The organism is Bacillus sp. 1735sda2 (genome assembly GCF_024159245.1).
Classification (GTDB): domain Bacteria; phylum Bacillota; class Bacilli; order Bacillales; family Bacillaceae; genus Bacillus; species Bacillus pumilus_O.
Genome location: NZ_JAMYWZ010000001.1, coordinates 2691266 through 2717115, shown reverse-complemented (window position 1 = coordinate 2717115; position 25850 = coordinate 2691266). Strand labels below are relative to the sequence as shown.

The window sequence follows — 25850 nt, the reverse complement described above, 5'->3', positions numbered from 1 at the left end:
GATGAGTGAAAAAAACAAGATTCAATTCATAATCACACGTCAAGATACAGCAGATGGAAAGCCTTATGATGAAGAATTCGAAATCCCTTACCGCCCAAATATGAACGTCATTTCCGCACTCATGGAAATTAGACGGAACCCAGTCAATAAACAAGGGGAAAAAACAACGGCGATCAACTGGGATATGAACTGTCTTGAAGAGGTGTGCGGAGCTTGTTCTATGGTCATTAATGGAAAGCCGCGTCAATCATGTACAGCTCTTATTGATCAATTAGACCAGCCGATTCGTCTTCAGCCGATGAAGACATTCCCGGTTGTAAGAGATTTGCAGGTTGATAGAAGCCGGATGTTCAATTCCTTGAAAAAGGTGAAAGCATGGGTACCGATCGATGGCACGTATGATCTTGGTCCAGGACCAAGAATGCCTGAGAAAAAACGTCAATGGGCATACGAGCTTTCGAAATGTATGACATGTGGCGTCTGCCTTGAAGCTTGTCCAAACGTGAATGATAAGTCTTCCTTTATGGGACCTGCACCGCTTTCGCAAGTTCGTCTATTTAACGCACATCCGACAGGTGCGATGAATAAGTCTGACCGTCTAGAAGAAATTATGGGGGACGGTGGCCTTGCGAACTGCGGGAACTCCCAAAACTGTGTGCAGTCTTGTCCGAAAGGAATCCCGCTGACAACATCAATTGCTGCACTTAATCGAGATACAACTTTACAAGCATTCCGTAATTTCTTCGGAAGCGATCACGCAGAATAACATCACATTCAGTCCTCTTTGCCAATCATGATGAGTGTTTTAGAGGCTGGATGCAATATTTAAACAAACGCCTCTTCCGATATGGGAGAGGCGTTTTGTTCCAATTAAGGAGATGATCAAGTGAGATTGCCGTCATATATTGAAGAACCGTTTGAAGAGTGGAGGGCGTCCTTTCGATTTTATGTCGAAACGACTGTTCGTTTTTCAGAAACGGATATGTTTGGCCATATGAACAATGTTACCCCTTTTGTGTATTTTGAAGAGGCGCGCATTGCCTTTTTTCAAAAAACAGGCATTGTTGATAAACGGATGAAACGTGTGAGAGAAACCATGACAGTCGTCGCTAACCTGCAATGTGATTACATCAAGCAGGTAGAGATTGGAGAGAGGCTTCGTGTGTATGTCAAGCCTGAGAAGGTCGGCTCAAGCTCACTCATTCTTCATTATTTAGGAGAAAATGAACAGCAGGAGCCATGCTTTACAGGCTCAGTCACCATGGTGCAAATTAGTAAAGACACAGGCACATCTGTCCCATTTACGGAAGACGAGAAAGAGACATTTCAGGCGCAGCGAAATGAGTAGCATGCTGTCTGATCAACGTACACGCTTCATTTTGTTATAATAAAAGCACCATATCAAGAAGAAACAAGAGGAGAACACATGAAGATTTTTCAATATGACACCATTGATAGTACAAATAATGAAGCGAAAAGGCTTATGCAGCAAGGAGAAAAGCCCTCATTTGCTGTCTATGCACGCCAGCAGACAGCAGGTAGAGGCAGACTTGGCAGGCCGTGGGAAACACCTTTAGGAAATGTGGCGGTAACCATGACAGTCATGCCACCAGAAGAACTCTCCACTCAATCAACGATCGCCCCGCTGACAGCACTAGCAATCTATGATGTGCTGAAACCACTCATAAGAGCGGAGGATCAGCTGGCGATCAAATGGCCGAATGATATTCTCATTAATGAAGCAAAGGTATCCGGCACATTAATTGAAGCAGACCGCAGCGCCATTTATATCGGTGTCGGCATCAATGTACAGACGAAGCCGGAGCATGTCCCGTACAAAACGATTTGCTTATCAGAGCTGACAGAGGTGAAAGCTGATCAGCTAGTGAAAGACCTGGCAGCGGCTTTTGAAAAATACCATTCACGCTGGCAGAATGAAGGGCTTGAAGCACTCACTGCCCTTTATAACAAACGGTTATATCGTCTCAACAAGCCGCTTCGCATTTCGTTAGATCGTGAAAAACAAACATGGGAAGAAGGCATTTGCTGCGGTGTTAACCGCTTTGGTCATCTTCAGCTAAAAGATGATAAAGGACAGATCAAAGCTCATTCTGCGGGAGATATTGATGCCCCGCTTCAACATTAAAAAAAGCAGACGATGTTCTCGTCTGCTCAGCGTGTAGACAAACCCTCGCATTCGGTGTCAGTCCTGCGTGCTGGTGCTCACGAATGTCAAATTCGCTCCGCGCCAGTACTCGTCCTTCCTAGATTGCAAAGGTTTTCTATCACGCTGAAAAGAAGACAAAGGGCTAAAATCAAGATCATTTTAGCCCTTTGTCAACAATCTGAGCAGACGATGTTCTCGTCTGCTTTAGGCTTCTCTTTTAATGTGAGGCTGCACAATATAATCTTGTTTCGTAAAGACAACCCCGTCTAGAATTTCTCTTGCGGTTCGAATGACTTTGACTCTGTTTTGAGACACGTCAATGTCCGTTTGCATAATCCCGGCTGGATGCCCAATTCGAAGCGTATCATGCTGTCCATCATAAAGCTGTGCAGGAAGCGTATGTTCCATAAAACAGCTGGCTGATACGCAGACAGAGCCGGTAATGGCAAGCGCTTGGTGTGGTCTTTGCATCGATAACATGCGTACGACGATATCCATATCGGCTGCTCGTCTCAGCACCCCGTTTGTATCGATATAATCAGCAGGCTCACTAATGATCGCAAGCTTCGGAACAGCTGGTGACTGTAATGTCGCCATGTCTCTTGGCGCAAAGTGACACATTTCAGCAGCAATAGAACGAATCTCTTCTAAATCATTCAGTAATGCGTCTGTAAACTCCTCAGGCAATTCGGTTCCTTTTAAATGAAGATCCTTCGCTCGGAGAAAGGCAATGGGATTTGCGATGTCAACGATCGAGATCGGAATTTCTCCGAATTTTGTTTGAATCGTATCCATGCGGTTTCCTGTCGGAAAGGTTTTACCTGTCACAGCACCTTCAGGTTTTTCAAAGGATAGATAGATGGGAGATCCTGTCCCTTTTACTCCTGGAATTTCTACATCTCCCTCAAATTTTACTTCACCGTTTTCAACCTCAATCTCTGCTACAATGACTTTATTCGTGTTGGTATTGAGGATACGTACAGTCGTAATGGGCTCAACCGCTTGAACAAGTCCTTTAATGATGGCGTAAGGTCCAACCGCTGATGAGATATTCCCGCAGTTTCCTTTAAAATCGACATATCTCTCATTGATGCTGACTTGTGCAAACGTATAGTTCACATCCACATCTGGACGTGTGGTTTTATCGATAATGGCTACTTTGCTTGTTAAAGAATTACCGCCGCCTATCCCATCGACCTGCAGCCGGTCAGGACTGCCCATAATGTCTAAAAGAAATGCCTCGAGCTCATCGTGTTCATAGGGAGCATCGTTTGCTTGAATGAATACCCCTTTGCTTGTACCGCCTCGCATTATTGTGATTGGAACTTTTCTCATTGCTCTCACCCTCAATTTTTAATGAACTGTTTATCTAATCAAAATGGTAAAGTATAATAAGAAATAAGTTAAATACATTATTTTGAGAGAAAATGATAAAAAATTTTTATAACAAGGGCAAAAGGAGGGTACACAATGGATGAAAAAGACTGGCGGTTTTTAAAGGTGTTATATGAAGAGAAGAACATTACAAAAGCAGCGGAAAAATTATTTGTCTCTCAGCCTGCCTTAAGTTATCGATTGAAGCAGCTTGAAGAGGAGTTTGATATGAAGCTTTTCTTTAAAAGAAAACGAGGGATTGAATTTACGTCAGAGGGCGAGTACTTGGCTAAATACGCAAATGACATGCTCAAGCAGCTCCAGCAAACGAAAGATGGCATGCTCAACATGCAAAAAAAGGTCAAAGGAACAATCCGGTTAGGGGTATCAAGTAACTTTGCTCAATATAAGCTCCCAGAAATTTTAAGAGAATTTTCTAAGCAGTATCCACACGTCCAATTTATGGTCAATACAGGCTGGAGCACTAAAGTCATGGATTTATTAGGCACATCAAGTGTCCATTTAGGGATTTTAAGAGGGGATTATGACTGGAATGGAGAGCGGTTTTTACTTGATAAAGAGCGGCTTTGTATCATTTCAAAATCAGAAATTCAGCTAAAGGACCTTCCGAAGCTGCCGCTCATTGATTATCATACAGATAGTTCATTAAAACGATTGATTAACAGATGGTGGCAGGAAACGTTTGCTATGCCTCCGCTTGTGACGATGGAGACAGACCGCCAAGATACATCAAAAGAGATGGTCAAGCATGGTTTAGGCTATGCCATTGTCCCAGAGATTTGCCTCAGACCAAGTGATGAGCTTTTTGTAAAAGGTCTTTCGTATAAAGATGGACAGCCTGTTTTAAGAGATACATGGCTTATGTACCAGCCTGACTCCCTTCATTTGTCTGTTGTGAAAGCATTCATCGAATTTTTAAGAAGCCGGCAAGGTTGATTATAAAAATAATTTATAGAATATACGAAAAAATCAATATTTTCATTATGAAAAAAGCTATTATATCCTTGAAATAGAAAGCGCTAACATTCAGATCACAAGTGAAAAGGGGCGCTTGTTGATCGTGTAAAAAGAGGATGGAGGGATATATAGTGCTAGCTATTTTAGGGCTCTTAATGGTCGTGACATTTACATTTCTTATTATGACAAAACGAATGCATCCGGTGGTAGCGTTAACCGTTGTACCGATCATCTTTGCATTGATTGGTGGGTTTTACAGTGGGCTAGGGGATATGATGCTCGATGGACTCAAAACGGTTGCACCATCTGCCGCTTTATTGCTATTTGCGATTTTATTCTTCGGTGTCATGCTGGATGCAGGGCTATTTGATCCACTGATTAAACTCATTTTACGTCTTGTGAAAGGGGATCCTGTCAAAATTGCGTTTGGGGTAGCGGTTTTGTCTATGCTTGTTGCATTAGATGGTGATGGGACGACAACGTACATGATTACCGTATCCGCTTTACTGCCGCTTTTCTTAAGAATTGGGATGAATCCGCTGATTTTAGGAACGATTTCATTATTATCATTAGGAATTATGAGCGGTATGACCCCGTGGGGTGGCCCAGCTACTCGAGCAATTGCTGCGCTTGGCTTGGATGCCGCTGAATTTTTTATTCCATTACTCCCAACGATGGTAGCAGGCGGTCTATTCATCCTTTTTACTGCCTATGTGCTCGGGAAAAAAGAGCGGAAGCGAATTGGTGTTGCAGAGATTCAGTATAAAGAAGAGTATCAGATCTCCCCTGAGCTGGCAGCGTCAATCGAAGATGGCGTAGAAGACATAAAGAGACCGAACCTCATTTGGGTGAACTTCTTCCTGACGATGGCGGTTATGGTGACACTTGTGTTAGATATCGTACCGATTCCAGTTCTCTTTCTCATTGGGTTTGTCATCGCGCTCATGATCAACTATCCAAAGGTTGAAGATCAGCGTGAGAGAATTTTATCACATGCCGGAAATGCCTTAACGGTCATTACCCTTGTGTTTGCAGCTGGAATTTTCACAGGCATTTTTTCAGGGACAAAAATGGTGGAGTCTATTGCTAACTTGGTCATCTACATGATTCCGGATTCCCACAGCTCATTCTTTCCACTCATTGTCGCTTTAACGAGTATGCCATTTACCTTTGTTCTTTCAAATGATGCTTATTATTTCGGGGTGTTGCCAATTTTGGCGGAAGCCGGCGCTGCATACGGGATTGATCCGGTGGAGATTGCGCGCGCTTCTATTATAGGACAGCCTGTCCACTTGCTAAGCCCTCTTGTGGCTTCAACGCTTCTTCTTGTCAGTATGCTGAACAAAGATATTGGCGATTTGCAAAGGTACGCCCTGCTATGGACCGTGTTAACTGCCCTTTTTACAACATTGATCGCTTTGTTAACAGGTGCCATTTCTATCTTTTAAATATGTGTATAAAAAGGACGATGTCTCGGGTAGGAGACTCGTCCTTTTTTGCGCGGATAAAAGCGCACAAAATGGACGCTCATATGCGGGAATTCTCGATTTTAACGTCACCTACCTCGGGCAACCGGCATATGATATCTCGACTATACAGAATCCCATTCTATAGAGACTAGAGCTCTCACCTTAGCAAGGAGGGTTACAATACTTGAAGGAGAAAGAGTTTCAATCCAAGCCGCTATTAACCAAAAGAGAAAGAGAAGTATTCGAATTGCTCGTCCAAGATAAAACAACAAAAGAAATTGCAAGCGAGCTTTTTATTAGCGAAAAGACTGTTCGGAACCACATTTCGAATGCCATGCAAAAGCTAGGAGTCAAAGGTCGTTCACAGGCCGTAGTCGAGCTTCTGCGTATGGGTGAGCTAGAGCTCTAAAGTCAGCCGGTTTTCCTTCCACACTAGGGAGGAACCGGTTATTTCTATATGGTTCCATGAGTCTCTTCTTGCATTTTCTCTGAAAAACGAGGAAAATAGGAATGTACGTTTTAATTAAAGTGAGATGCTATAGTGAGGTATCAATGAAATGGAAACGAATGAGTCTGGCCATGTAGCAGAGATTGAAAAATCATTGCGCCATATTGCGGCAATTATTAAGCAAAAAGGCAGAGAAATCCTGAATCAATATACGATTACACCTCCTCAATTTGTAGGGCTTCAGTGGCTTTATGAATTCGGAGATATGACAATAGGTGAGCTATCACAAAAGATGTATTTGGCTTGCAGTACAACCACCGACTTAATTGATCGAATGGAAAAAAGTGAACTTGTCGAACGAGTAAAAGATCCTTCTGACCGCCGCGTGGTTCGCATTCATTTATTGCCTGAAGGCGAGCGGATCATTCAAGAAGTGATTGTCAAACGCCAAGAATACGTCAGTGAACTTCTAGGGGCTTTCTCAGAAGAAGAAGCCATCGTTTTCAATCAATCCTTAACGAAACTACAGCAGCAAATGAAAAGAAAATGAGGCGATTTTGTTGGATCAACCAATCGGCGTCATTGATTCCGGCGTCGGCGGTTTAACCGTTGCAAAGGAAATCATGAGACAACTACCAAAAGAAAAAATCATTTACGTAGGCGATACAAAACGGTGCCCGTATGGTCCTCGGAAAGAAGAAGAGGTTCTTCAATATACTTGGGAAATGGCACACTACTTATTAAGACATCACCATATTAAAATGCTCGTCATCGCATGCAACACAGCAACGGCGATCGCACTAGATGAAATCAAAGCAACACTCGATATTCCGGTCATTGGCGTGATTCAGCCTGGTGCTCGCACAGCCATCAAGGTGACAAACAATCAGCAGATTGGTGTCATTGGTACGGCCAATACGATCAAAAGCAAGGCATACAAAGAAGCTTTGCTATCCCTAAAAGCAGGACTAGCGGTTCAAAGTCTGGCATGTCCGCTGCTTGTCCCATTTGTGGAAAGTGGTACATTTTTAGATCAGACAGCAGATGAAGTGGTGAAAGATTCCCTTGAACCGATGAAAGAAACAGGAATTGATACACTCATTCTTGGCTGCACGCACTATCCGATTTTAAAAGAGTCAATTCAGCGCTTTATGGGCAGTGATGTCAGCATCATTTCATCAGGAGATGAGACAGCTAGAGAAGCGAGTACAATTCTTTCCTATAAAGGACTGTTAAACACTTCTCAAGAAGCGCCTGTTCATACATTTTATACAACAGGGCAACAGCAAAATTTTGAAAACATCGCTCGTGACTGGTTTGGCTATCTGCCAGGAAAAGTCGAAACCGTATCACTCGAACATGTCTATCAGCAATAACCCCCTTCTTCTTGAGGTGGGTTATTTTTTTATGAAAAGGGTCTAATCCGTAGAGGGAGCTCGTATACATAGTAGTACAAACTACTAGAGGAGGGTGAAGTATGCTGAAAAAAGGATCTACAGCAGCTGTGACGTGTATCGCGTCAGCCATGCTTTTGTCAGGATGCGGATTGTTTCAAACAGACCAAGCGAAAACAGAGATTGACCCGCCACAAAACGTCACATATGTGAAAGATAATAAAGAAGATAAACAAACAGCCAAAGAAGGAAAAGAAGAGAAGAAGGCAGATACAGTCATGAGAGAATTATATTTAATTGATAAAAACGGGTATGTCGTCTCTCAATCCATTCCACTACCGAAAAATGAAGGAAGTGCCAAACAAACCCTTGAATATCTCGTAGACGGAGGACCGATTTCGAATCTCATGCCAAATGGATTCCGGGCTGTTTTGCCGGCTGACACGAACGTATCTGTCGACATTAAAGACGGAACAGCCGTAGTGGATTTTTCAAATGAATTCAAAAACTATAAAAAAGAAGATGAACAGCGTATCCTTCAATCGGTCACTTGGACGTTAACACAGTTTGATTCTGTCGCCAAAGTCAAATTGAAAATGAATGGTCATGAATTAAAAGAAATGCCTGTGAATGGTACACCGATTTCAGATGATTTAAGCAGAGAAGATGGTATTAATATTCAGCATGAGGTTGCCGCTGATATGACATCGACAAAGCCTGTGACGGTTTATTACTTAGCTGAATCTGATGAACAGACGTATTATGTTCCTGTGACCAAAAGGGCGCCAAAAGACGAGGATGATCAAATTACAGCAGCCATTGATGAGCTCGTCTCTGGACCAAGCAAAAAAAGCCATTTACTCACAGACTTTGATCAAGATGTTAAGCTGAATGATATCCCGAAAGTAAAAGACGGACATGTGACACTTGATTTCAACGAATCCATTTTTGGCAGCGCGGATGAAAAGAAAAAGGTGATTTCACAAAAAGTTCTTGATAGCATTGTGCTCACATTAACAGAGCTACCGGACGTCAAAAGCGTATCCGTTAAGGTAAACGGCAAGGCTGAACTTGTGAACGAAAAAGGAACAGAGCTGACAAAGCCAGTTTCAAGACCAGAACAAGTGAATACAGGTAGTTTTTAACGGCACACATTGATATAATGGAGAAAAAGAGGCATGCATATTCGCTGCCTCTTTTTTATTCCAAGCGATTAGAACGAGCCGAGGTTGTCAAAGTTAGTAGAAGAACCCGCTGGCATACGCGCGGAATGTATATTGTAACGGAGGTAAATCATGAGATTAGATGAAAGACACTATGACGAATTAAGAAAAATTGAAATAGAGGCAGGCTACATTACGCATCCAGAAGGCTCTGTCTTAATCTCAGCGGGCAATACGAAGGTGATTTGTAACGCATCCATCGAAGACCGCGTACCTCCTTTTTTAAGAGGAGAAGGAAAAGGCTGGATTACAGCAGAATATAGCATGCTTCCAAGAGCAACCGCTCAAAGAACCATTAGAGAATCATCTAAAGGCAAAGTGACAGGACGTACAATGGAAATTCAGCGATTAATTGGACGAGCACTCCGTGCAGTCGTTGACTTAGAAAAGCTTGGCGAACGCACGATTTGGATTGACTGTGATGTCATTCAAGCAGATGGCGGCACACGCACAGCATCCATTACAGGTGCTTTTGTTGCCATGACGCTTGCGATTCAAAAGCTCCGAGCAGAAGGTGTCATCAAACAAAACCCGATCACTGATTATTTAGCGGCGATATCCGTCGGAATTGATTCTCAGCAAGGTCTTCTGTTAGATTTAAATTATGAAGAAGATTCTTCAGCTGAAGTAGATATGAATGTCATCATGACAGGCGCTGGACGCTTTGTTGAACTTCAAGGCACAGGCGAAGAAGCGACATTCTCAAGAGAACAGCTAAACGGACTGCTTGATTTAGCCGAAAAGGGCATCAAAGAACTAATTGAAAAGCAAAAAGCAGTGACAGGAGAAGTCATCGAATAAAAAGAAGGGTTTGATCAGGATGAAAACAGCCATCATTGCAACGCACAATGCGGGCAAAGCGAAAGAATTCAAAGCCATTCTTGAGCCAAAAGGATTCACGGTCAAAACACTAGCAGACATCGGCTTTACTGAAGAAATTGAAGAAACAGGACATACCTTCGAAGAAAATGCCGTCATCAAAGCCGAGGCGATTCAAGCCAAAGCGGGTGAAATGGTCATTGCAGACGATTCCGGTTTATCGATTGATTATCTTGGCGGAAAACCTGGCGTCTATTCAGCGAGATACGCTGGAGAGCATAAGAATGATGCTGAGAATGTAGAAAAAGTGCTCAGAGAACTTCAAGGCATTGAAAAAGAAGACCGCACAGCTAGATTCAGATGTGCCCTGGCTGTCAGCATACCAGGCAAAGAAACAAAAACGGTAGAAGGATCAGTAGAAGGCTTTATCGCAGAGGAACCAATCGGCGAAAATGGCTTCGGATATGACCCGATTTTCATCGTCAAAGACAAAGACCAGACAATGGCCGAATTATCACCAGAGGAGAAAAATAAGATCAGCCATCGAGCGGTCGCGCTTCAAAAGCTTTCATCACTGCTAGACGCAAATGAATAAGGGGGAATGAAGCCATGAAGATACTCATCATTAGTGACAGTCATGGACTCACAGACGAACTTCAAATGATCGCCAAAAGGCACGCGGCTGAAGTCGACATGATGATTCACTGCGGAGATTCAGAACTCGAAACGAACCACCCAGCACTCGAAGGATACAAGGTCGTCAAAGGAAATTGTGACTTTATGGGCGATTTTGAAGAAGAGCTCCTGCTCCCACTGGATGGAGGCGGAAAACTATTTCTTACTCACGGACATCTGCATGGCATCAAACAATCCTTGCTTCAAGTCTACTACCGTGCAGAAGAGCTAGGCGCAGACATCATCTGCTTTGGTCACTCGCACATCCCAGGCAGTGAACTGCTAAGAGGAAAACTGCTTATTAACCCAGGCAGCGTGCACCTGCCAAGAGTGCGCAAAGAGCGCAGCTATGCTATACTGACACTAGATGGAAGTGAAGCGAACGTACAATTTTTCACAGACGAAGGTCAAGCCATACAAGACCTCGAAAACACTGTCACATTGGAAAGTATTTCATAAGGGTGCAGCATTTGCCCCTTATGAAAAAAACTTTCGAAAAACCGTTGACTTTAAAGAACAATAGTAATATAATAAATATTGTCGCTGAGGTAATACACCATAGCACATTACATAACAACATGTCCCAGTAGCTCAGCTGGATAGAGCAACGCCCTTCTAAGGCGTCGGTCGGGAGTTCGAATCTCTCCTGGGACGTATTAAATTAAAAGCCTGAAATCCTTGATATGAAAGGATTTCAGGCTTTTTTGTTTCTGGGAACATAAGATTGTTTATCGCTGCAAATTAGGGTTTTGGGAGCGGATTTGTTCTTAAGTATTTCGTTCACTGTTTTTTATCAAACAAGCTCTTGAAGGGTGACTGCTTGTGTCGCCGGCATCAATTTGTGCCAAGTGTATCCGATATACTTCAATTGAGAGTGAAGGATGTAAGAAAGCAATATGTCGTTGGGAGAAAAAACAACTAAAGACGCAATGGGCGAAACGATGTACGAATTTTGTTTATTAGAATAAGTACACTAAGATTCTTTCACTTCTTGCAACTATTAATTATTAATATGTCTAGGGCCAAATTTCTTTACATAAGGACGAGAAATAAATTGGCACCTAATAAATCGAATGAATTTTGGTATAATTGTATTTATTTTGGTAATTCAAATGAAACTTTAAGGAGAAAAACATGAAAAGTAAAAAAGTCATTATTTCATCAATAAGTATTCTCTTAATCACCACTATATGTATAATACTCTATGCAAAAAGCAATTATCCAAAATTCATTGGAGAAAGTAAAGATGGATTTTGGAAAGCAGAACTAACGAAAAGTGACAAAACAACTATTGGTCCAAATTATTATTTGGAGCTTTATTGGAAAGGAAAGAAAAACATAGAGAAAGAAATAGTAATAAAAAAATTAAGACTAAAAGTAGATGGAGAAGTATACAAAGAAAATGATAATTACGTATTAGCAGAATACTCCGCAGATACATCTGGAAATGCTCCAGACCATCTAACGACATTTGATTTTATGCCAGAAGAGAATTTAAAAGGACAAAACCTGAATTTGGAAATAGAATGGGAAAATAAAGATTCTAAATCATCATCTAATATAAAAATAGAAGAAAAAAACATTATAATTTTTAATAAATAGAACTTTTGCTAAGAGCAGACTTACTAGTCTACGAAATGGCTTGATGCAGTTAGGGAAAACGGGAATGAAGCAGCTCATGAAACACAGAAATCTTCAAGGGAAGATGCTGAAAAAATAATTAATTTTTTAGAAATTGTTGAGATCAGTCTATGAATTTGAGGTTGAGATTTAGACACTGTATAAATGGCACACTTTTGGCACGATCTTGGCAAAGCATTTTGTCTGAGAGCGGCTTCTATTACGGGGGTCGCTTTTCGTTCGACAAAATTTGCAAATAATAAAATTTTACAAATGATAGGTCGATATATCATCTGAGGTGACTATATATGAATAGGAAACTTGGAGAATCTAAAGGTGTTACAACATATTTAAAAGGTCGTTATAAAAAAATTTATAAAAAATAATTAAAACTACTTTCGACGAAGATGTAAAATTACAAAATGACATTATCTTAGATCATGATAAGGATGATTTAAACAGGATGTTAAAAAGAATTGAGGCTTCTATAGAAGTAGAGAAAGATACTCAAACTTTATACAATCAACCTTTCTCAATAATACTTGTTATGATAACTGTTATGTCGTCAACAGGAATGGCAATAGTATCAATTTTTATGAATTTCTTTTGTAAATATTTAGATAGTAAAGATATTAATCCTGAAGAGTTGATGAACTCTCTACAAGGTTTTATACCTTCAATTCAATATTTGTTATCAAGTGTTGGTTTGACTTTCTTGATTTTGATTGGTTTTTGGATTTGGGCTTATCAAAGACGGATTAAATCCATTGGAAGGTTATATGCGACCTTGGTTTTATTGGAAGAGTGTATAGAGAATTATGATAAAGTAGTAAAGCAGCAAGTTAATACTTGATTAATATAAGAAATGGAATATGGTATTAGGTAATAAATTGAGAGCGGCTTCCATAACATAGGTTGCTTTTCGTTCGACAAAATTTGAGAAAGGTTCTAATTACCTATTTCTTGTCGATATAAAGTTGGGAGGGGATTTTCATGAGTGAACAAATAACAGAAAAAATCCAACTTGTAAAAGAGAAACTGAAAATCAAGAATAAAAAAATTAATTCTAAAAAGGAGGAATATGAGTCTTTAATAGATATTCAGACTAATGAAGTACAGAGAATCTTAAAAGAAATTAAGCCTTTAATAGATCATTTTAGAGGTGAAAAGTTCGCATTTAACAACAAAAAATTGCAATTTCATTCATATGAAGGCCCAGTAGTTGGAGTAGATAAGGATATTAATGAATATTATGTTCTAAGCTCTAATGGATTTATCAATGGATACAACATATACTCTAATGAGATATCTAAACCGAATATTGTATTAAGTAATTTTTTATCAGTGCATTCGTTTGAAACACTGTTAGAGAGCTTGTTAGAAACATTGGATATCCAGGATCGCATCTTAGGTTCTTATCAAGATAAAATCGAAGAAGCTAAATCAACATTAAAAAAATATCATATATCTTTTTAGCACCCTATTAAGGGTGCTTTTTTGTTTGGAGGTGAACTCTAATGAGAAAGTCATTGAAACCATGCAATGAGCCCGATGTCCCCAACTAACCCGAAAAGAATATTGTGAGCAGCACAAGACATCGAAGCCTTTATATGATCTGTTCCGTGAATCATCGTCTCGCCGTTGGTATAACAGCCGATGGCGTAAAGCTCGTAGGTTATTTAGCAAAGCATCCGTTGTGTCAGTCTTGCATGTTACAAGGCAAATGGATTGCTGCTACAGTAGTGGATCATATCAAACCGCATAAGGGAGATAAAAAACTATTTTGGGATTCTTCTAACTGGCAGCCGCTGTGTGCGTCCTGTCACAGTAGGAAGACCGCTAAAGAAGATGGATGGTTTGGAAATGAATTATAAAAAATGCATATGTGATCAATGCAGAACAATCTTCATAATTAAATTCTGTTCTAGGATTATGAAGGTCGGTCGTGGAGTATGTCCGGGTTGTAAGGCTAGGTACACATCTTACTTTACAAACGCGGAAAACAGAAGGCAACAAAACAAAATCAGTAAGCTATACACTGCTATTCTTATGACGAGGAACAAAATCCTACTTGATCAACATTATAAGAAAATAGATTCGATACGAGCAGATTTAGAAAGAGACATGAATCAGCTTCGCATTGAAGTTGAAGGCCCCCTTAAATCCCTAGAAACGGTTTGCCGTAGACCGCTTCTTCCTCAACATTTTGGGAAATTCCCTAAGCCTGAATAGCTATGAATGGTTATGTATCTACGATAAGCCGAATTGGTCAGCAAAGTACAAAGAAGTAAAGTCGGGTGGAGCATTCACAGTCAATGAAGCAAAAATGTACAAGCAGAAATCAGGTTATTACATCACAGCTGCTTCAAAATATGTTGAAGTAAAACAGAAGTAAAAGAAAGCCCTTCCGACACGGAGGGGCTTTTCAATGTTATTCATCGCTGTCAAATTCCCATAATTTTTGACCGTCTACTAAATATACAGACTTAGGTGGATCATCATAAAGGGAAATTTCCACATAAGAATTTCCTTCTTGTATTACCCAATCACATACTCTTCCTTCATTATGAGAAGGGTGGGCAATGATGTCCTTCACAATAAAGGCAACTGCGTAATATTCTGTATAATTTTTATCGTCGTCTTCTAGTCCATTATCTGTTTCATAGAGTGCATCTGGTTTTCCAATAATCTGTAATCCGTTTTTCCATTCTAAACGCAATTCGTTGGCACCATATTTATTTAATATTTTGATTAAAGAGTTATATCCCAAGAGTATCAATCCTTTTCTATGGTATTGGTTTTGTTGGAACTATATGAGCGCCATCTTTTGAGTAATGTATTGTTCCTCTATCGGTTTCTATATACTTTCCAGTTTCTAAGTCATATGCTTTACCTATTTTTTGATCAAACTTAACAACTTCTCTTCCTTTTGATGGGATGTGTCCTGTACCAGCATGTTTATCAAGCAATTCTTGTGCTTTTTTATTGTCCCCGTAAAAGATGCTTTTTTTCTTTCCATTAGCTATCTCCTGTTTATAGTTAGGTGCATCAGAAATATGTTTTTCTTGAGCGCCTGGTTTTACTTTTACAGGGAAACCATTTACTTCACGATACGGACCTTTTGGTACGGAGTGTTTGCCGAAGGAAGGTGTTTTGACAATCTTCTTAGATCCTTTCTCTCCTTTCATTATTTTAAATACGTATTTTCCTACTTTAGCGATTTTAGCTCCGGGTATCATGTACAAGCTTGATACTAGACGGTCCATGTCAGCGACTTTGTCACCTGTTACAGGGTCTCTTCCTGTGATGACTCGAATGGCATCATTTATTCCTGTAAATTCAACTGCTGTATATAAGATGTTTGAGGTTTGTTTCAAGTCGGAAATCTTTGTGATGCTTTCAATATTCACTTTGTTTTGATCCGTTATTCGTAACCGATAGAGCATTCCATCTCGAATAACTTCAACTGTTTTGGCATTTGCGAAGTCAATCTTTTCATTTGTATTATATACTTTTCCATTTACGAACACGGCGTTTTGATTGATTTTATTAGAGGGTTTCTTCTTCACAAGAGTATCCACATTCGATTGCTCTTTATCATTCAGCTTGTTCAGCATGATCGTCATTGGATTTTCTTTAGGGTCGTCTATTTTTTTATTCAATCCGCTGATGTTACTGCTGATTTTTTCTTCTTTTCCATCTTTGAAGATAGAGCCTTTTTGATAACTGGTAATTTCAATTTTCGGACCAGTGAACATCTTGCTTAAAGTATCTATGTATTGCTTCATTGTGTGAAGGGCACTTTTTGTTTCATTTAGTGCACTTGTTTGTTCTCTGTCAAATGCATGAAGTAGACCAATGGTTTTGGACGTCTCAAGCCATGCTTTCTGATAGCTTTGTTGGAAAGTAGATTCGTCTACATGAGGCAAATGCACAATATGGTTTACTCTGCCAATGGCTTGATTCACATCTGATACGATATCAGAAATGGTCCGTTCGGCTTTTTTTAACCCTTGGTCAAGCTCTTGTTCAATGAATGATTGAGAGATAAAACCATTCGGGTTTGATTCAAAAGCATGAAGTGCCTGTTTTGTCTTTTTTAGCGCACCGCTGTATTCTTCAATGACGATCTGAAAGAATTGCAAAAAGGGAATATGACACTCCATATAAAAATCTTTTATCGCTTGTCCAGCTTCTCCCTTTAATGCGCTATCTAAGGAGATGATTTGATTGATTTGTTTTTCTAGGGATTTCACATTCTGTGATTGCTGCTTCAACTTGTTCAGCGTTTGGTCAATTCCATTCTTCAACTCAAAGACGTCAATGGTTTTCATTCCATTCTCCTTTACTTTCTGTTAGTACTCTTAGCAATTGCTTTGTCTATTTTCACCATGGTGTTAACGCTTGTTCTGTCCGTGCAAGTTGTTTTTGCTTTCATTTAGAACTTTGAGAGAGTTCACATAAAAAAAGGAGCTGCATAAACGACAGCTCCCAAGAAGAGGAGTTAATTTTTCTTTTTTTTGTAGTCTTTTACTAAGCTTGAAACAACTAAACCTATCACACTGAAAGCCACAATATAAAATAAAACATTTGTTACAGGTGTATCAATTTTCCCTAGGATCATTACATGGGCAATAATAGCGCCGGGTAAAGTAATTAATAACATTTTGGATGGCGTGCTTGGCTGTGACACTTAATGACCTCCTGGTTGATCCATTAAATAGATATTTTAGTTGATTTTAACATATGGAGATTGTGCGAACAACATAAGGGAAAAGCGGACAAACGAAACTTGCTGATTTTATGGAATTATTTCTATTTAACCTTTTATGTAATAAAATGTATATGATTTATACAAAGGGGTGAGATGGCGGTGAAGCATTTTTTAACGGCAATCGTAGTGGCTATCATAGTGGGGATCATTGTATATGTTGCAGATAATCGTTTAAGCATGTTTCCGTTGATGCTGATTTTAGCGGCTGCGATCTATATCGTAAGCAGAATTAGCGAAGCATTGATTAAGAAATACTCAAAAGAAAATAGTTAATAGCACAGCCCTCCATTGGAAGGGCGTTTTTTAATTAACCTTCCTAATGAAAAAGGCATTGTAAAGCGGTAAATATGCGAAAGAGAGAATATTCTTTCTCCAACTAAAAAAAGTAAGGTGTATAAGATCAAAACGGAGAACCCGCTTGCCTTGTGACGGATTTTCTTATCATGGAATGACGAGAAACCCATGAAATCATGGGTTCTTTTTATTTCTCTAGTCAAACTAAATTAAGGTGCCACCAATTCAACTTTCATTCTATCAGGATCTTCGAAATAAACTGCGTAATGTTTATCGCCGCCTGCGAAGGGGTGTGTATCGGTATAAAGAATTTTAACCCCTATGCTTTTTAACTTTTCAGTCATATCATCTACTTGCTGCCGGGAACTGGCATGAAAAGCCAGGTGGTTTAGACCTGCCCTGCGTCTATGATAGGGTATGTCCATAAATTGTTCCTCCGTTTGTACGAAAACGATATAAGTTTCTCCTAATTTCCAACTTCGACCGCTTTCCCAGGTTTGATACGGCTCGTAGCCTAACTCCTCTAAAAACCACCCCCAAAAAATAATCGAATTCTTTAAATTCGAAACATTTAGTTCAATATGATGAATAAGTCCTTTTGACAATATATGAACCCCCCATTTAGAAGATTAATTATTATATGATTTAATGTAACTTAATTCAGATGAATATGGAACTTTATTTCATTGTTTAGCTGTTAATGAATAAATCTAAAGAAGAATATGCTGCTTATCGACAGCTTTCAGCAATTTTAAGGCAAATTTAAGCTCGGATTTTATTTCAAATGTATTAAATCTTTGTTACAATAAGACAGCTTTGCTCAGAAGAGACGTTCCAAGGTTCGACATTTTTTTAGCATCTCTTAAAAAATTTATGGTTTGACATGAAACTCTTTTAATGATTCATGCGTCTCTATAAGTGTCAAAAGAAAAGAGGTTATCAATATGCTATTCAAAAAGCTATTAGAAAATAAGTCTGTAAAATGGATAGGATATACAAGCTTTTACTTACTTATTTTGCTATTATTGTTCTTTATTTACGGATTCCATACAGCAAATACGGGATCATTCATTTACAACGATTTTTAATTGGAGATTAGACTATGAAACTATTACACACGATTCATGAATACCAACAAACGAAACCAACACAGCCAGCATTTGTTTCTCAACATGCTTCGATCACATATGATGAGCTTTGGCATCTATCAGACCAAATGGCTGGTGCGATCGATGCGGTCACTAATGATAGTGCACCTGTCATTGTATACGGTCATATGGAGCCAGAGATGCTGATTTCTTTCTTAGGCAGTGTGAAATCAGGTAGGCCATACATTCCGGTCGACATTTCAATCCCTGCCGAGCGTATCGTCTCAATTATTGAAAGCTCAAAAGCCAGTCTGTTGATTTGTGCTAATGAGCAGAATGTACTAGATGTAGAAGAGCACATTGAAGTGAAGAGTGCGGCATCGCTTTTAGCTCTTGAAAAAGAAGCACCGCCATCCTCACAGTGGGTTCAACAAGATGATGTGTTTTACATCATTTATACGTCTGGCAGTACCGGAAAACCGAAAGGCGTTCAGGTAACAGCCAAAAATTTAGAAAGCTTTACAGAGTGGATGTGCCGAGACTTCCCAATTGGTGAGGGGCGCACGTTCTTAAATCAAGCACCATTTTCTTTTGACTTATCAGTGATGGATTTGTATCCAGCGCTTCAATCAGGTGGCACGCTGTACTGTTTAGTAAAAGATCTAGTGAATAAGCCGAAGGATATGTTTGCAGCACTTGGTCAATCTGACGTTGAAGTGTGGACATCAACACCTTCCTTTGTGCAAATGTGTTTGATGGATCCTTCCTTTACAGGGGAGCTTTTACCAGATTTGAAAGTTTTCTTGTTCTGCGGAGAGGCACTTCCTGTATCTGTAGCAAGTGCACTCCTTGAGCGTTTTCCAAAAGCGCAGGTCTTTAATACGTATGGTCCGACTGAAGCAACTGTTGCGATCACATCGATTGAAGTCACGCAGGCCATTCTTGATCAGCACGATTCTTTACCAGTCGGCTATGCGAAACCGGATACAGATATCGTCATTTTAGATGAAGAAGGTAAGAACCTTCCGGATGGTGAAAAAGGAGAAATTGTCATTGTGGGGCCAAGCGTCACGAGAGGCTACTTAGGTGAACAAGCCTTAACGGATAAAGTGTTCTTTGAATACGAAGGGCGCCCTGCTTATCGCACAGGAGATGCAGGTGTGGCGCAGGATGGTTTGATTACGTGCCACGGTCGTCTGGACTATCAAATTAAGCTGCACGGATACCGGATGGAGCTTGAAGAAATTGAATATCATGTGAGCGAGACAACGCATGTCAATGCTTGTGTGATTGTGCCGTTCCAGCCAAACGGTCATGTGGAGTACTTGATTGCAGCCATTGTTCCAGCAGCGCATTCTTTTGAAAAAGAATATCAGCTGACAAGTGCAATTAAGAAAGAAATGGCAGATTCACTGCCTGCGTACATGATTCCAAGAAAGTTTGTCTATCTTGAGCAGCTATACATGACGCCAAACGGGAAGGTTGACCGTAAAAGAATCGCGAAAGAGGTTCTTCTATGATTCCGTTTAGTTCATTCTTTTTCTTCATTCTAATTGGTGTTCTTCTTTTGCCGACGATCATTCTTGGTCTACGCGGCAAACGAATGCAGGGCTACAACATGTTTGCAACGGTTGTGGCACTCGCGCTTATTTTCTCAAAGGATGCACATGGCGCGCTGCTGCTCTTCTTGTTTACAGTTTGGCAAGTCTTGATCATCCGCCTGTACCTTTCGTACCGGTTGAAAGCGAATAAAGCGTCTGTCTTCTATATGGCAGTGGTGGCATCGATTTTGCCACTTGTACTCTCAAAGGTTTTACCGTTCTTTTTAACTCATCAGCCGCATCAACCGCCGCCAATGAACTGGCTGAGCTTTTTAGGGATCTCGTACTTAACATTTAAAGGTGTTCAGTTAGTTATCGAGACAAGAGATGGCTTGATTAAGAAGAAAATTCCGATTCACCGTTTGGTCTATTTCATTGTCTTTTTCCCGACGATTTCATCAGGTCCAATTGATCGTTACCGCCGGTTTGAAAAGGATATGGATACGCCGCCTGAAAAGGAAGCATACAGTGATCTTTTATACGCCGGTGTTCATAAAATTTTTATCGGCTTCTTATATAAGTTCATTATAGGTTATCTAATTAACACGTATATTCTAACGAATATTCATCACTTTAGCAGCAGTCAATTTGTTCAACAGTTAACGTATATGTATGCGTACAGTATGTATTTGTTCTTTGACTTTGCTGGCTATACAGCATTTGCTGTTGGTGTGAGTTATATCATGGGCATTAAATCACCAGAAAACTTTAACAAACCGTTTATCAGTCGGAATATTAAAGACTTCTGGAATCGCTGGCACATGTCCCTGTCCTTCTGGTTCAGAGACTACGTGTTTATGAGATTTGTGTTCTTTATGACAAAAAAGAAGTGGATCAAGAACCGTATGGCTGTATCAAATATTGGGTACTTTGTCCTCTTTCTATTGATGGGTGCTTGGCATGGTCTCGCCCTTCAATATATTATTTACGGACTATATCACGCAGTTGTGATGTCCGGTTACAATCTATTTGAGAAATGGAATAAAAAACACAAGTGGTGGCCGGATAACAAGGTCACAATGGTTGTGTCAATCATTATTACATTCCATGTGATTTGTTTCGGATTTTATATTTTTTCAGGAAAACCATTTCATCATTAATTATTAAGGGAGTAGAAAATTATGGAATTTAAAAATCAAGTATACGGTATTATTGCAGAGGTTTGTCAGGACGACGTTGTGAAAGAAAATCCAGAGATTGCAATTTTTGACGAAGGTCTTCTAGATTCATTTGGTACAGTAGAACTGCTTATGGCAATCGAAAGTCAACTTGGAATTACTGTTCCGATTACAGAATTTGATCGTGATGTGTGGGATACACCGAATCACATTGCTGAGCAGCTGGCAGAGATGAAGTAATGAAAAAGCGTTTTTTTGGGCCGCTTATTTTAGCGGCTGTTCTATTCATTGGTGTTCTTCTTGTACCAAATGCATGGCTCTCACATCTGATCCCAAAAGACAAATTACAAAAGTCAGCCACAGAATTAGATCCGGGGATGTTCCAAGGGCTATATTTACAAGATGAAATGCTAAAAGATCCAACTTATTTGCCGATCTATGGATCTTCTGAACTATCACGTTTTGATCCATATCACCCTTCGAATTTCTTTCATGAGAATCCTCAAGGGTTTACACCTTATCTTATTGGAAAAGGTGGATCTCAATCATTAATTCATGCGATGAACTTTGCTGCTCATATGGATGAATTAAAAGGGAAGAAGCTTGTATTTATCGTGTCCCCGCAGTGGTTTGTAAAAGGGGGATCAGACGAGAATCACTTTGCACCGAACTATTCAGCGCTTCAAGCACTGAATCTCGCTTATAATAAAGAAATTGATCCAACTGTGAAAAAAGAACTGATTAAGAGAATCATGACGTTTAAAGCAGTAAAGAACGACATGGTCATCACAGAGCTTTTTAAAGCAGAGCTTTCTGGGAACAAATTCGCTTATGGCGCGATTTCTCCTATTGCCAAAATGTATTATGGCATGCTTCAAAAGAAAGACATGTACTATACAATTGGATCGGGGCATGAACGTAACCTTAAACCGTCTCCTTCAGTCAAAGGAAAAACATGGTCTGAGCTTGAAAAAGAAGCAAGTGTCTTAGGTGCGAAAAAAGCAGGGAATAACCCATTTTATATTAATCAAAAACTGTTTGAGCGCAAGCTGAAACCGATTATGAAAAAGATGAAGGATTCTCGTGAAGACCACTCTTATGCGGAATCACCAGAATACAAAGATTTTCAAATCATGCTGGATATTTTAAAACAGGCAGGGGCAAAGCCTTTGTTTGTGACGATTCCTGTCAACGGAAAATGGTATGATTATACCGGTTTTCCAAAAGAGGGACGTACAGAGTATTATGAGAAAATCAATCGTCAAATACGCGATAACGGGTATGAAGTCGCAGATTTGACTAAGCATGAGTACGATCCTTACTTCTTTAAAGATACGATTCACGTGTCTTATAAAGGATGGGTGTACATCGATAAGGCAATCGAAAAGTTTTACACAGAGCAGTAGAATGCAGCAGCTTTCTGCTGCTTTTTGTTTGTCGAATCGGCGGATATCTTGTATAAAGAAGGGAAAAGGGCTATGCTGTAAATGGAGGCGATATGATGAATCGTTCTGAGAAAAAAGAACTATTAAAGGGTTCGAAAAAGCATTTTAATGATCATGCCTTTTGGGAAAAGTTAAAAAAGACGGCACAAAAAGCTGGTGTCTCTCTTGTCTATGCTGTGCTATTACTTTACTATACATTGCAAAAACCTGAAGTACCTGTCAAAGCGAAGACCCTTATTATTGGGGCGCTCGGATACTTTATCCTTCCAATTGACCTTATTCCTGATACATTAATTGGTGTCGGCTATACAGATGATTTAGGAGCGATCACATTTGCTCTGCTCCAAGTAGCGATGTACATTGATGATGATGTGAAAGGAAAAGCGAAGGACAGGCTATCAAAATGGTTCGGTGAAAAAACCGATACGTCTCTGATTGATCAAAAGCTTGAAGATGGTGGGATGCCGTCTGCATAAAAGAAAAGCCTCCACAGTTGGAGGCTTCAGCGTGTAGACAAACCCTCGCACTCGGTGTCAGATCTGTGCTTCGGTACTCACGAATGTTCAATTCGCTCCGCTCCGATGCTCGTCCTTCCTAGACTGCAAAGGTTTTCTATCACGCTGAAAAGAAGACAAAGGGCTAAAATCAAGATCATTTTAGCCCTTTGTCAACAATCTGAAGCCTCCACAGTTGGAGGCTTTTTTCATTATCCTAAAAATTTCACGCAAACTGGATGAGGCACTGAGATGTCTGATTGTAAGACAGTGAGTCTTCCTGTTTCTTTGTCGCGTTTGTATAACACTAGGTTGCTAGATTCTTGGTTTGAACCGACGAGGAATTCTTCAGTTGGGTCAAGCACAAAGTCTCTAGGCCAGTTTCCTTCAGAAGAAGCAATCTCGACAAGACTTAATTGACCGTCAGCATCTGCTTTAAAAATCGCAACGCTGTCATGTCCACGATTTCCTGCATAAACAAATTGGCCGTCTGAAGAGACATGGATGGCACTACCTTGGTTGTTCTCTGTAAAGTCATTTGGAATGGTTGCGATCGTTTGAATCTCTTCGAAATGACCATCTTCAAAGTAACGAAGCACAATCACCTCTGAGCTTAGCTCTGTCATCACATATGCCACAGGTTTCGTTGGATGGAATGTGATATGGCGAGGCCCGGTGCCTGGTTTTGTTTCAAATGTATGAGCTAGATCAAGTTTGCCGTTTTCTTTCTTATACGTATAAATGCCATCTGTCCCAAGGTCAACAGCTACTGCAAATTGTTCATCTGGTGTCAGACCCATAAAGTGAGTGTGCGGTTTCTCCTGACGATCTTCGTTAGGGCCAGTTCCTTCATGCTGCGCCTGTGACAGCGTGCGGATCACTGAGCCATTTTCAGCATCGATTTCATACATCTCTGCTGTTCCTTTATGATAGTTTGCTGTAAAAGCTGTTTTTGTTTGACTGTCCACGCTGACGTGACAAGGAGAAGCGCCTTCGGCAAGTTCTTGGTTGATGAAACGAAGTGTGCCGGTTTCTGCATCGATTTGATAAGCAGCCACGCCGCCCTGTGATCCTTCTTTCACCACAGCATACACAAATTTTTGAGAATCTGAGACGGTTAAATATGTAGGATTTTCAAGTTCAGCAGCTACTTCTACTTGCTCAATCTGCTGCTTGTCCGTATTTAATGTAAAAGTATAAATGCCTTTACTGTCTCCCTTTGTATACGTTCCGATATAACCTCTGATGTTAGCCATGTATTGCCCTCCTTCTATAAGATGCTCTCATTCTATCATAAATTCATAGGAAAACGCTTTAGAAAGGCATACCGAAAGAAAAATCAAAAGCGTTGAAATCTACCAGTATTCATTCAAAACAATGTGAAAAAATATGACAAACGGTTTCTCAAATGAAAAGTGTTCAGGTAAAGTAAATAAATTGAAGAAAAAATACAAAAAATTTTAAGTTTTTTCATTCCTTGTCTAGCAAAGGTGTAAGCGTATACATTTAATTTTGATTAGTCTAAATTGTCTAATAATTTTAAAAATGCTGTTGACACTGTATGGAAAGCGGCGTAAGATGGGTTCAACAAAAGCTAAACAAACACGAAAGAGCAAGCGTGAGACACTTCAATATAAAGTGTCTGAAAATTCAACTACTTTTTGTTTGAAAGAGAGGGTGCTCACTGAAAATGGAAGACCAAAAGGAACAGTGGATCTTTTTAAACGATGAACTCGTGAAAAAAGAGGATGCGAAAATCTCAGTTTATGATCATGGCTTCTTATACGGTGACGGTGTGTTCGAAGGGATACGCGTGTATAACGGAAATATCTTTCGAATGAAGGAACATTTAGACCGCCTGTATGATTCCGCTAGATCGATTATGCTGAACATTCCATATTCACTTGAGGAACTCACGGAAAAAATGATTCATACAGTTGAAAGGAACGGACTGAAGGATGCCTATATCCGTCTTGTTGTTTCAAGAGGAGCTGGTGATCTTGGTTTAGATCCAAACAACTGCGGGAGAGCCAACACAGTGATCATTGTGGAGCCACTAGCCATCTTTCCAAAGCACCTATATGAAACAGGCATTAATATTGTGACGGTACCGACGAGACGAAATCGTCCCGATGTACTGAGTCCAAAAGTGAAATCATTAAATTATTTGAATAACATCCTTGTCCGAATCGAAGCCCATATGGCCGGTGTGAGTGAAGCGCTGATGCTGAACGATCAAGGGTACGTGGCAGAAGGTTCTGCAGACAATGTGTTTATTTATAAAAAAGGTAAGCTCTATACACCGCCAGGTTATATCGGCGCTCTTGAAGGCATCACAAGAAATGCCATCATGGAGATTGCAGAGGACTTAGGCTATGAAGTGAAAGAAGAACCATTCACAAGACACGATGTGTATACAGCAGAAGAAGTTTTTCTAACAGGAACCGCAGCCGAAGTCATCGCCGTTGTAAAGGTTGACGGCCGTACAATCGGTGAAGGGAGACCTGGAGATCACACAAACAAACTTCTTGAACAATTCCGTAAGCGAGTCGTTGAAGAAGGAGAAAAAGTCGTTTTTACAGATGAAAACATTCACGCAAGCTAAATAGATATCGATAAACGTTGAAGAGGACTAGTAGCTTTAGAGTCAGTATCTACAGAGAGCCGGTGGTAGCTGGAAACCGGTGTTACTTTCTAAAGTGAACTCACCTCTGAGTGTCTGCTTGAAATGATAGTAGGGCAGACCGAGTGACATTGCTCACTCGTTACCAAAATGGATGAAAGATGTCCATAAGACGGCAGCTGAATTTGCCGTGAACAAGGGTGGTACCGCGAAAAACAAAGCTTTTTCGCCCCTTTGACCTAGTGA

29 protein-coding genes, 1 tRNA gene, 2 pseudogenes and 1 other annotated feature are annotated in these 25850 nt (G+C 40.2%); of the genes and pseudogenes, 26 read left to right on the top strand and 6 right to left on the bottom strand.

Features of this window, described 5'->3' with window-relative positions; translation table 11 throughout:
* The first annotated feature begins 1 nt into the window (after position 1).
* From sdhB to NKR21_RS14165, 3 genes are all read left to right on the top strand, one after another.
* On the top strand, positions 2-766 hold the full coding sequence (sdhB, locus tag NKR21_RS14175) for a succinate dehydrogenase iron-sulfur subunit (RefSeq protein WP_144455586.1): 765 nt from the start codon (positions 2-4) through the stop codon (positions 764-766).
* Between the two features lie 120 nt (positions 767-886).
* Positions 887-1348, top strand: coding sequence for an acyl-CoA thioesterase (locus tag NKR21_RS14170; protein WP_003216642.1), 462 nt, complete (start codon positions 887-889; stop codon positions 1346-1348).
* A gap of 78 nt (positions 1349-1426) precedes the next feature.
* Positions 1427-2146 (top strand): biotin--[acetyl-CoA-carboxylase] ligase, encoded by a 720-nt coding sequence (locus NKR21_RS14165; protein ID WP_144455588.1) that lies wholly within the window; start codon positions 1427-1429, stop codon positions 2144-2146.
* A gap of 225 nt (positions 2147-2371) precedes the next feature.
* On the opposite strand, the gene NKR21_RS14160 is transcribed toward NKR21_RS14165, so the two are convergent.
* The gene (locus NKR21_RS14160; protein ID WP_144455590.1) at positions 2372-3502 is read right to left on the bottom strand and encodes a 2-methylaconitate cis-trans isomerase PrpF family protein; all 1131 of its coding nucleotides are present in this window, start codon (positions 3500-3502) and stop codon (positions 2372-2374) included.
* Between the two features lie 135 nt (positions 3503-3637).
* Between NKR21_RS14160 and NKR21_RS14155 the strand changes: the two genes are divergently transcribed.
* The 15 genes and pseudogenes from NKR21_RS14155 (at position 3638) to NKR21_RS14090 (ending at position 14041) form a co-directional block, all read left to right on the top strand.
* Positions 3638-4498 carry a LysR family transcriptional regulator gene (locus NKR21_RS14155; protein WP_088002276.1) on the top strand — a complete coding sequence of 287 codons (861 nt, stop codon included), beginning with the start codon at positions 3638-3640 and terminating at the stop codon, positions 4496-4498.
* 152 nt (positions 4499-4650) lie between these two features.
* Entirely contained in the window at positions 4651-5967 is a 1317-nt protein-coding gene (locus tag NKR21_RS14150) for a CitMHS family transporter (RefSeq protein WP_144455592.1), read from the top strand.
* 205 nt (positions 5968-6172) lie between these two features.
* On the top strand, positions 6173-6397 hold the full coding sequence (gene gerE, locus NKR21_RS14145; protein WP_003184172.1) for a spore germination transcription factor GerE: 225 nt from the start codon (positions 6173-6175) through the stop codon (positions 6395-6397).
* Between the two features lie 148 nt (positions 6398-6545).
* Positions 6546-6986: a MarR family winged helix-turn-helix transcriptional regulator gene (locus tag NKR21_RS14140; RefSeq protein WP_007501606.1), complete on the top strand. Its 441-nt coding sequence runs from the start codon at positions 6546-6548 to the stop codon at positions 6984-6986.
* Between the two features lie 7 nt (positions 6987-6993).
* On the top strand, positions 6994-7812 hold the full coding sequence (gene racE / locus NKR21_RS14135; RefSeq protein ID WP_144455692.1) for a glutamate racemase: 819 nt from the start codon (positions 6994-6996) through the stop codon (positions 7810-7812).
* Positions 7813-7913: 101 nt separating this feature from the next.
* A complete protein-coding gene (locus NKR21_RS14130; RefSeq protein ID WP_012010810.1) occupies positions 7914-8975 on the top strand; it encodes a GerMN domain-containing protein in 1062 nt (353 codons plus the stop codon).
* Positions 8976-9125: 150 nt separating this feature from the next.
* Positions 9126-9854, top strand: a complete 729-nt coding sequence (gene rph / locus NKR21_RS14125; protein ID WP_058014504.1) for a ribonuclease PH — start codon at positions 9126-9128, stop codon at positions 9852-9854.
* Positions 9855-9864: 10 nt separating this feature from the next.
* Positions 9865-10467: an XTP/dITP diphosphatase gene (locus NKR21_RS14120; protein WP_186299624.1), complete on the top strand. Its 603-nt coding sequence runs from the start codon at positions 9865-9867 to the stop codon at positions 10465-10467.
* Between the two features lie 14 nt (positions 10468-10481).
* Positions 10482-11006 (top strand): YfcE family phosphodiesterase, encoded by a 525-nt coding sequence (locus tag NKR21_RS14115; protein ID WP_144455696.1) that lies wholly within the window; start codon positions 10482-10484, stop codon positions 11004-11006.
* A 121-nt stretch (positions 11007-11127) separates the two neighbouring features.
* Positions 11128-11201 (top strand) — tRNA-Arg (locus tag NKR21_RS14110).
* 480 nt (positions 11202-11681) lie between these two features.
* Positions 11682-12149, top strand: a complete 468-nt coding sequence (locus tag NKR21_RS14105; RefSeq protein WP_144455698.1) for a DUF4944 domain-containing protein — start codon at positions 11682-11684, stop codon at positions 12147-12149.
* Positions 12150-12194: 45 nt separating this feature from the next.
* Positions 12195-12302: pseudogene (locus tag NKR21_RS21290) on the top strand (DUF4145 domain-containing protein); the annotation flags it as partial.
* 328 nt (positions 12303-12630) lie between these two features.
* Complete coding sequence (locus NKR21_RS14100) at positions 12631-13020, top strand: hypothetical protein (protein ID WP_253602541.1); 390 nt, start codon at positions 12631-12633, stop codon at positions 13018-13020.
* A gap of 140 nt (positions 13021-13160) precedes the next feature.
* Complete coding sequence (locus tag NKR21_RS14095) at positions 13161-13643, top strand: hypothetical protein (RefSeq protein WP_144455702.1); 483 nt, start codon at positions 13161-13163, stop codon at positions 13641-13643.
* A 41-nt stretch (positions 13644-13684) separates the two neighbouring features.
* A pseudogene (locus tag NKR21_RS14090) lies at positions 13685-14041 on the top strand (HNH endonuclease signature motif containing protein).
* Between the two features lie 557 nt (positions 14042-14598).
* On the opposite strand, the gene NKR21_RS14085 reads toward NKR21_RS14090, so the two are convergent.
* The 3 genes from NKR21_RS14085 to NKR21_RS14075 form a co-directional block, all read right to left on the bottom strand.
* A complete protein-coding gene (locus tag NKR21_RS14085; RefSeq protein ID WP_144455704.1) occupies positions 14599-14937 on the bottom strand; it encodes a hypothetical protein in 339 nt (112 codons plus the stop codon).
* 16 nt (positions 14938-14953) lie between these two features.
* Positions 14954-16501: a T7SS effector LXG polymorphic toxin gene (locus tag NKR21_RS14080; protein WP_144455706.1), complete on the bottom strand. Its 1548-nt coding sequence runs from the start codon at positions 16499-16501 to the stop codon at positions 14954-14956.
* Positions 16502-16671: 170 nt separating this feature from the next.
* The gene (locus tag NKR21_RS14075; protein ID WP_144455708.1) at positions 16672-16860 is read right to left on the bottom strand and encodes a hypothetical protein; all 189 of its coding nucleotides are present in this window, start codon (positions 16858-16860) and stop codon (positions 16672-16674) included.
* A gap of 174 nt (positions 16861-17034) precedes the next feature.
* Here NKR21_RS14075 and NKR21_RS14070 point away from each other — a divergent pair, with 174 nt between their 5' ends.
* Positions 17035-17214 carry a hypothetical protein gene (locus NKR21_RS14070; RefSeq protein ID WP_012010801.1) on the top strand — a complete coding sequence of 60 codons (180 nt, stop codon included), beginning with the start codon at positions 17035-17037 and terminating at the stop codon, positions 17212-17214.
* 230 nt (positions 17215-17444) lie between these two features.
* Here NKR21_RS14070 and NKR21_RS14065 read toward each other — a convergent pair whose 3' ends face one another.
* Positions 17445-17840, bottom strand: coding sequence for a VOC family protein (locus NKR21_RS14065; protein WP_119125197.1), 396 nt, complete (start codon positions 17838-17840; stop codon positions 17445-17447).
* Positions 17841-18173: 333 nt separating this feature from the next.
* Here NKR21_RS14065 and NKR21_RS14060 point away from each other — a divergent pair, with 333 nt between their 5' ends.
* From NKR21_RS14060 to NKR21_RS14035, 6 genes are all read left to right on the top strand, one after another.
* Entirely contained in the window at positions 18174-18323 is a 150-nt protein-coding gene (locus NKR21_RS14060; protein WP_225970086.1) for a teichoic acid D-Ala incorporation-associated protein DltX, read from the top strand.
* Between the two features lie 14 nt (positions 18324-18337).
* Positions 18338-19843, top strand: a complete 1506-nt coding sequence (dltA, locus tag NKR21_RS14055; RefSeq protein WP_012010798.1) for a D-alanine--poly(phosphoribitol) ligase subunit DltA — start codon at positions 18338-18340, stop codon at positions 19841-19843.
* Positions 19840-21024, top strand: a complete 1185-nt coding sequence (gene dltB, locus NKR21_RS14050; RefSeq protein WP_012010797.1) for a D-alanyl-lipoteichoic acid biosynthesis protein DltB — start codon at positions 19840-19842, stop codon at positions 21022-21024. The genes dltA and dltB overlap by 4 nt, the downstream gene beginning before the upstream one ends.
* Positions 21025-21045: 21 nt before the next feature.
* Positions 21046-21282: a D-alanine--poly(phosphoribitol) ligase subunit 2 gene (dltC, locus tag NKR21_RS14045; protein ID WP_003216498.1), complete on the top strand. Its 237-nt coding sequence runs from the start codon at positions 21046-21048 to the stop codon at positions 21280-21282.
* Positions 21282-22448, top strand: a complete 1167-nt coding sequence (gene dltD / locus NKR21_RS14040; protein WP_012010796.1) for a D-alanyl-lipoteichoic acid biosynthesis protein DltD — start codon at positions 21282-21284, stop codon at positions 22446-22448. Before dltC ends, dltD begins: the two co-directional genes overlap by 1 nt.
* Before the next feature lie 95 nt (positions 22449-22543).
* Positions 22544-22963 (top strand): YkvA family protein, encoded by a 420-nt coding sequence (locus NKR21_RS14035; RefSeq protein WP_012010795.1) that lies wholly within the window; start codon positions 22544-22546, stop codon positions 22961-22963.
* A gap of 230 nt (positions 22964-23193) precedes the next feature.
* On the opposite strand, the gene NKR21_RS14030 is transcribed toward NKR21_RS14035, so the two are convergent.
* The gene (locus tag NKR21_RS14030; protein WP_144455710.1) at positions 23194-24237 is read right to left on the bottom strand and encodes a lactonase family protein; all 1044 of its coding nucleotides are present in this window, start codon (positions 24235-24237) and stop codon (positions 23194-23196) included.
* 434 nt (positions 24238-24671) lie between these two features.
* Between NKR21_RS14030 and ilvE the strand changes: the two genes are divergently transcribed.
* Entirely contained in the window at positions 24672-25586 is a 915-nt protein-coding gene (ilvE, locus tag NKR21_RS14025; RefSeq protein ID WP_012010793.1) for a branched-chain-amino-acid transaminase, read from the top strand.
* Positions 25587-25594: 8 nt separating this feature from the next.
* Positions 25595-25841: a binding site (T-box leader), on the top strand.
* Positions 25842-25850 lie beyond the last annotated feature (9 nt).